At 72.5% G+C, this 6,205-nt stretch carries 7 protein-coding genes and 1 riboswitch; all 7 genes read right to left on the bottom strand.

Annotated elements, in window-relative coordinates; all coding sequences use genetic code 11:
- Window positions 1-3: 3 nt before the first annotated feature.
- On the bottom strand, window positions 4-585 hold the full coding sequence (locus ACWGPE_RS16535) for an ATP-binding protein (protein ID WP_452049099.1): 582 nt from the start codon (window positions 583-585) through the stop codon (window positions 4-6).
- Entirely contained in the window at window positions 582-1,376 is a 795-nt protein-coding gene (locus tag ACWGPE_RS16540) for an energy-coupling factor transporter transmembrane component T family protein (protein WP_231430802.1), read from the bottom strand. Before ACWGPE_RS16540 ends, ACWGPE_RS16535 begins: the two co-directional genes overlap by 4 nt.
- Window positions 1,373-2,863 (bottom strand): ABC transporter ATP-binding protein, encoded by a 1,491-nt coding sequence (locus ACWGPE_RS16545; protein ID WP_275506871.1) that lies wholly within the window; start codon window positions 2,861-2,863, stop codon window positions 1,373-1,375. The genes ACWGPE_RS16540 and ACWGPE_RS16545 overlap by 4 nt, the downstream gene beginning before the upstream one ends.
- Before the next feature lies 1 nt (window position 2,864).
- Window positions 2,865-3,503: an ECF transporter S component gene (locus tag ACWGPE_RS16550; protein WP_231430800.1), complete on the bottom strand. Its 639-nt coding sequence runs from the start codon at window positions 3,501-3,503 to the stop codon at window positions 2,865-2,867.
- 38 nt (window positions 3,504-3,541) lie between these two features.
- A riboswitch (TPP riboswitch) is annotated at window positions 3,542-3,651 on the bottom strand.
- Window positions 3,652-3,740: 89 nt separating this feature from the next.
- Entirely contained in the window at window positions 3,741-4,073 is a 333-nt protein-coding gene (locus ACWGPE_RS16555; RefSeq protein ID WP_231430799.1) for a hypothetical protein, read from the bottom strand.
- 10 nt (window positions 4,074-4,083) lie between these two features.
- Entirely contained in the window at window positions 4,084-5,424 is a 1,341-nt protein-coding gene (locus ACWGPE_RS16560) for a DNA polymerase IV (RefSeq protein WP_231430798.1), read from the bottom strand.
- A 96-nt stretch (window positions 5,425-5,520) separates the two neighbouring features.
- Window positions 5,521-6,126, bottom strand: coding sequence for a hypothetical protein (locus tag ACWGPE_RS16565; RefSeq protein WP_231430797.1), 606 nt, complete (start codon window positions 6,124-6,126; stop codon window positions 5,521-5,523).
- Window positions 6,127-6,205 lie beyond the last annotated feature (79 nt).

Here is a 6,205-nt window from a genome sequence, read left to right on the forward strand (position 1 = left end):
GCACTACCGTAGCCCCCGGGCTCCGCACTCGGGCAGTTCGACGACCAGGTCGGCCGAACCCAGTGGGTCGGTACGGTACACGTATCGGCGCCACTCGGTCTCCCAGAGGTCCCAGAACGGGTCGAAGCCCCCCGCATCGCGCTCGAGCGCACGGCGCTTCCGCGTCGCCTGCGCCGCTCGCACCCACACCCTGACCACCCCGGTGCGACCCGCTGTCGCCTCGAAGGCACCGCAGCCCTCGACGATGAGCGGCCGACCCGGGAGGACGGTGACGGAGGCCGCCGGCCGATTCCGCGCCCAGTCCCACCCGCGCCATCCGCCCGGCACGCCGCGCGCGAGCGGGGCGAGCAGAGTTCGTTCGAGCGATCCGGAGGCGGTCGCGAGCCCCCGCCAGCCGGGATAGATCGCATCGAGCCGGACGAGTCGGGGGGACGCCCCCGCACGCCACGACCGCGCGATCGCATCGGCGAGCGTCGACTTGCCGGCACCGCTCGGGCCGTCGATCGCGATGAGCGGCCACGCCGCGCTCGCCTGACGCTGCCGTGCCGCGACCAGTACCCTGGCGACGGCCGCCGCCTCGCTCACGACCACACCGGATGGAAGGTGCCCGCCGCGATCGCGGCGCCGATGGCCGCCACCGCGATGGCGAACGCGATCGCGATCAGTACCCAGTCGCTCCAGCCGATCGTCGACGCCCTGGCCCAGGTGCGCGGCCGATCGCTCCCGAACCCTCGAGCCTCCATCGCGGTCGCGAGCTTCGACCCCCGGCGGATCGCGAGCACGAGCAGGGCGAACGCCATGGTCGCGAACCGCCGCACCACGCCCGTGTCGCCGATCCCTCTCGCGCGACGGCTGAGCGCCATCGCGTGCCAGTCCTCGATGAAGAGCCCGACGAGCCGGGCGCCCGCGAGTGCGCCGAGCACGAAGCGACTCGGGAGCCGCCACACCTGCGCGAGACCATCCGCGAGCTCGGTCGGATCGACCCGCATGAAGAGCAGCACCGCGGGCAGGCCGACCGCGAGCACTCGAACGGTCACCGCGATCGCGAGCTCGATCGAGCCGTCGGTGATGCGCGCGAGCCAGAAGCTCCAGTACTCCTCACCCGACGGACGGCCGTACAGGAGCATGCTGATGCCGGCGATCGGCGCGGCGATGAGGATCGGCCAGGCCCGTCGGACGAGCATCCGGGGGCGCACGCCCGCGGCCATGAAGAGCACGAGCTCGATGACGAGTGCGGTCGCGGCGCTCACCCAGTCGACGGTGAGCAGCAGCGGGGCGGTGAGCAGCATCGCCGCGGCGAGCTTCGTCACGGGGTTGACTCGATCGATGAACCGGAGTCGGGGAGCGTCGACGGCTCCGGAGGCGACGGCACTCATGCGAACGCCCGGGTGTTCGTCGGCTCCAGGCGGATGCCGCGGTCGCCCAGGGCTGCGATGTACGCGGCGTCGTGGGTGACCGACAACAGCGTGAGGCCCTCGTCGACGAGTTCGCGCAGCAGCGCGGTCAGCTCGAGCCAGGTGATCCGGTCCTGGCCGAACGTCGGTTCGTCGAGGACGAGCACCGAGGGCCGGGCTGCAAGGACGGCAGCGACGGACAACCGGCGCTTCTCGCCGCCCGACAGGGTGAACGGATTCGCCAAGGCGATGCGGTCGAGCCGCAGGCGCGCCAACAGGTCTTCGACGCGAGCGGCCGTCTCGCGGTCGCCGAGCCGGAGCGCCCGCGGCGCCACCTCGAGCTCGGCGCGCACGCTGGACGTGACGAACTGGTGCTCGGGCTCCTGGAACACGGTTCCGATGCGCGTCAGCAGGTCGCGGGAGCGCCAGCCGATCGGGTCGCCTCGAAGCCCTGCTGACAACGACGCGGATGCCTCGACCCGACCGTCGAGCGGGCGCAGGAGGCCGCCCAGGGTCAGGGCGAGGGTCGACTTGCCGGCACCGTTCGGGCCGGTCAGCACCGTGCTGGTGCCACGCGGAAGCTCGACGTCGAGTCCGCGCTGGACGATGTCGCGCGGACGACGGCCGACCGCGAGTCCGTTCGCGGTGAGCAACGGCTCGGTCGGCTCGTCCACGGCGACTCGACGGCGAGGGGCCGTGGGGCCGTGGCCGCCGGGAACCCATACGCCCGCGGCGAGGAGCGCCGCGCGTTGACGCGAGAGCACGACGTCGGGGGGCCCGTCGGCCATGAGACGCCCGTCGAGCCCGAGAACGACGACGCGGTCGACGAGATCGGCCCACACCTCGACGCGGTGCTCGACGACGACGAGTGTCGAGCCATGCCGATCGAGTACCCGCTCGACCGCCGCCCTGACCTCTCGGACCCCGTCGGGGTCGAGATTCGCGGTGGGCTCGTCGAGCAGCAGCAGCCCCGGGCGCATCGCGAGGGCGCCCGCGAGGGCGAGCCGTTGCTTCTGCCCGCCCGACAGCGCCGAGCTCGGATGGTCGATCGCCACGTCGAGACCCACCTCGTCGAGCGATTCGCGCACCCGACGCCAGATCTCGTCGCGAGGGACACCGAGGTTCTCGCATCCGAACGCGACGTCGTCGCCCACCCGTGCGAGGATCACCTGCGAGTCGGGATCCTGCAGCACGAGCCCCGAACGCCCCCGCACCCGCGCCGGCTCGGCTCCGTCGACCAGGAGCTCGCCGACGGCCTCGCCCTCGTCGTCACCGCCGTGCACACCGGCCATGGCGTGCAGCAGGGTCGACTTGCCGGCGCCGCTCGGCCCGAGCAGGAGCACCCGCTCGCCCGGCTCGATGCGGAGGTCGATCCCCTCGAGCGCGGGGCGGAGCCGGGAGGCGTGACGCCAACCCCAGCCGCGCACGTCCACGGCGGCCGGGGTCGGCGAAGATGCGGTGTTCGCCACGTCAGACCCGTCGGGTCGCTTCCTGTCCCGCCGCGAACCGGCTGAGCGCGCCCGTCGCGGCGAGCGCGCGAACGAGCAGCCACCCGAGCACTCCGGCGAGCACCGCGCCCGAGACGACGACCGTGCAGAAGTAGAGCGTCAGGAACTCGGCCGACTTCTGCAGGTTTCCCGAGGTGAACAGCTCGAGCGTCCACGCGCCGGCGCCCGCGGCCGCACCGGCGAGGATCGCCTGGAGGAGCCCGAAGCGACGGTAGAGGAAGATCGCGAAGACGAGCTCGGCGCCGATGCCCTGCGCGAGACCCGACCAGATGGTCTCGACGCCCCACTGGTTGCCGACGATCGCGGAGACCATGGCCGCGACGAGCTCGACGAAGAGGGCGGCGCCGGGCTTGCGGATGATGAGGCCGCCGAGCACACCGCCGATGAGCCAGATGCCGACGGCGATGCCGCCGAGTCCGGGGGTCACTGCGTCGGCAGCCACGAACCAGGCGTAGCCGATGTTGTTCCAGAACAGGAACAGCAGCCCCGTCGCCACGGCGACGACCGAGGCGACGACGATGTCGACGACACGCCAGCGGAGATTGCGCGCCGGCGCGGCACCGGTCGTGGAGGCGGTGGGGGTTGGTGCGGATGCGTGCACTGTCGTGCCCTTTCGTTCGGTGGAAAGAGGCACGGGATGTTGAGATCGATTGCCCTCCCTGCGCTGGCATGACCCAGATCAGGTTCGACGGTCGAAGGTTGAGAACCTTCCTCTCAGCCCGGCTCACCGGACTCCCGTGTTCATCGACGAGTATACGCAGGCCACGACCGCATGACGCCGCGCGACGGACGAGCGGCGCGGTCGCCCGTCGAGCCGCGCCCCGCCTTCAGGACCGCGTCAGTGCTTGAGCGCGCGGATGACGGCGCGGAGCGCCTTGCCCGTCACCCAGATGAGCGGGGTCGCGACGAGGAGGAGACCGATGAGGTTCGGTTCGAAGCGGACGTCGCCGCCACGGCCGACGTATGCGCCGAGCGGAATGGAGAGCCCACCGCCACCGCCGCCGCCGGCCTGGTCGCCGCCGGAGTCGCTGCCGCTGCCCGCCCCGAACCCGTAGTACCCGAGCGCGACGGGGACGACCTTGGTGCCGTCGAGATCGACGGGTTCGCCGTACGAGGTCTTCACGCCCACGCCGGCGACGGTCTCTGCGAGTTCGAGCACGAGATCAGCCATGACCGCCACGCTACCCGCCGAACTGCGTTCGATCCACCCCCGCCCGGCCTTCGGCCGCCTCGGCGGCGTCCGCCGCGTCGCGCGATGCGCCCGCTGCGTCGAGGGGCCGACGTCGCATGGACTCGACGCGCGCCGCGGCTTCGCCGGGTCGGACGAGCGCGGCCGGTCGCACCGCACCGCGTCCGAACCGGGCCGTCACCTCGTCGACGGCCCGCTCGGCCCCGCGCCACTCCTCATCGGGGTCCCAGAGGGCGGCCCCGCCGCCGGAGGGACGCAGCTGCTCGGCGCGCACCCCGATCAGGCGAATCCGGGCGCCGTCGCCGACGAGCTCGCCGAGCGCGGCCGACGCCTCGTCGTAGATGCGGCGGGCGACGTCGGTCGGCTCACCGAGCGTGCGCGAACGGGTGACGGTGCGGAAGTCGCCGTAGCGCAGCTTCAGCACGACCGTGCGCCCCACGACGCCCGCACGGCGCAGCCGGACCGCGACGTCGTCCGAGAGTCGCAGCAGCTCGCGGCGGATCTGCGTCGGATCGGTGAGGTCGTGGCCGAAGGTGACCTCATGTCCGATGCTCTTCTCCGAACGGGCGGTCTCGACGTCGCGCGGGTCGATGCCGTTGGCGAGCCTCGTCAGACGTGACGCGAGCGCCGGCCCGACGGCGCGCTGGAGGGCATCGGCCGGCATCTCCGCCACGTCGCCGACCGTGCGGAGTCCGAGCCGCGTCAGCGACTCCTCGGTGACGCGCCCGACACCCCAGAGCGCCGACACCGGGAGCGGATGCAGGAATGCGAGGGTCTCGGCGGCGGGCACGACGAGCATGCCATCGGGCTTCGCACGACTCGACGCCACCTTCGCCACGTACTTCGTCGCGGCGACGCCGATGGAGCAGGTGAGGCCGGTCTCGGAGCGGACGCGTTCACGAATCGCCCACGCGATCTCCGCCGGGCTGCCGTGGAGCCGACGAGCACCGGACACGTCGAGGAAGGCCTCGTCGATCGAGAGGGGTTCGACGAGCGGTGTGACCTCCTCGAAGATCTTCATGACCTGCTTCGAGTAGCGCGAGTAGCTCGCGTAGTCGCCCCGGAGCACGATCGCGTTCGGGCAGCGCTGCAACGCCACCGACATCGGCATCGCCGAGTTGACGCCGTACCGGCGGGCCTCGTAGCTCGCTGCCGAGACCACGCCGCGGCCGGCGGTGCCGCCCACGAGCACGGGCTTGCCACGGAGCTCGGGGCGGCGCAGGAGTTCGACCGAGACGAAGAACGCGTCCATGTCGACGTGCAGGATCGGGGTGGCCGAATCGTCGACCGGTCCAGTCGTGACCTGGCGCGACGAGCCGTCCTGCTTGCTCATGTTGCGACTCTATCCCGGTCCGCCGACGTCGCCCGGCCGACCGGAGTCATGCCGGACGGCGGCGAGCCCGACGCACGACGAAGACGGCGCCGGGCCTCAGAACCCGAAGTCGCCGCCGCCGAAGTCTCCCCCGCCGAAGTCGCCGCCGAATCCGCCGAAGTCGCCACCGGTGTCACCCCCGGCTTCGACCGAGCCGGCATCCGCGCCGGCATCGGCGCCCCCGGCGTCGAACGATGCGGGGTCGGGCAGGATCGCATCGGCGATCGCCGTGCCGACGACGACACCCGCGATCGAGCCGAGGAGCGAGCCGCCGAACATCTGGCCGAACGACGGTCCGGGTCGCCCCGCACCCTGCGGGCCGCCCTGCGCGCCGGCGTTCGAGAACGCGCGCTCCATGCTCCCCGGCGCCCGCAGCTCCTGGCGGGTGGCGGCCCGGGCGAGGGCGCTCGGGTCGTCGGAGACGAGCCGCTCCCCTGCCGGCGCCTGGTCGGCGAGGGCCCGGTAGACCTGCTGGCGCTGCTCGGGCGTCAACTTCGCGAACGCCTCCGCGTGCACCTGCTCGATCGCCTCCGGCGGTGCGGTGCGCAGCAGGTAGCGGTAGCGCTCGATCGCGAGCTCGTCGGGCGTGAGCCCGCGCCCGGGCGCGGGCGGCACCGGCCGTTGCGGCTCCGGGGCGCCGAAGAGTCGATCGAAGAATCCCATGGTGTCCTCGCCAATCGTGAAGGTGTCATCGAATTCTCGCGGGCCTCGCCTTGAAACGGCTGAGAGCCGGGTCCGAGGC

The sequence above is a fragment of the Agromyces sp. NPDC055658 genome (assembly GCF_053618155.1).